The organism is Oleiphilus sp. HI0066, from assembly GCF_001635725.1.
In genome coordinates, this window is sequence record NZ_LWFH01000266.1 from 1 (window position 1) to 701 (window position 701).

The window sequence follows — 701 nt, forward strand, 5'->3', positions numbered from 1 at the left end:
CACAGTTTTGAGAATTGATCTGGAAGCGTTTTTCGCCGCTCTCGTCTTCAACAATCTCGTATACGCCTGCAGGGCAGTAGCGTTGCGCTGGCTCATCATATTTTGGCAAGTTTTGCGCAAGAGGGATGCTCCCATCAGCTAGCTTCAAGTGGCATGGCTGGTGCTCTGCATGGTTTACGTTACCGATGAATACGGAGTCAAGTTTAGCGAAGCTAAGCTTGCCGTCAGGCTTAGGGTAATCGATCTTTTTGCTTTCAGAAGCAGGCTTCAATGTGGCGTAATCAGGAGTAGTGTCGCGCAACGTGAATGGAAGCTTCATAATGTTGTGGTGAATGAAGTTGAACGCGCCGCCGCCAATCATGCCAAATTTGTGCATAGCTGGACCGAAATTACGGCTGTTGTATAGGTCTTCATATACCCATGAGTCTTTGAATGCTGCCGAGAATTCAGTGATCTCGTCGTTTGCGCGCTCTGCCGCAATTGCTTTTACGACTTCTTCCGCTGCGATCATGCCGCTCTTCATTGCAGTGTGCGTACCCTTGATCTTAGAGAAGTCCAAAGTACCCGCGTCACAGCCAACGATCAAACCACCAGGGAATGTCATTTTAGGAAGTGCGTTAAAACCGCCTTTAGTAATTGCACGTGCGCCGTAAGAAACACGCTTACCACCTTCAAGGTGCTTGGCGAGCACTGGGTGGTGC

The 701-nt window shown here is 49.4% G+C and carries 1 protein-coding gene; it reads right to left on the reverse strand.

Annotation, left to right across the window (positions count from 1 at the left end; genetic code table 11):
- The coding region (locus A3738_RS04000; protein WP_197473574.1) for a 4Fe-4S dicluster domain-containing protein at positions 1–701 on the reverse strand (701 nt) is incomplete at both ends.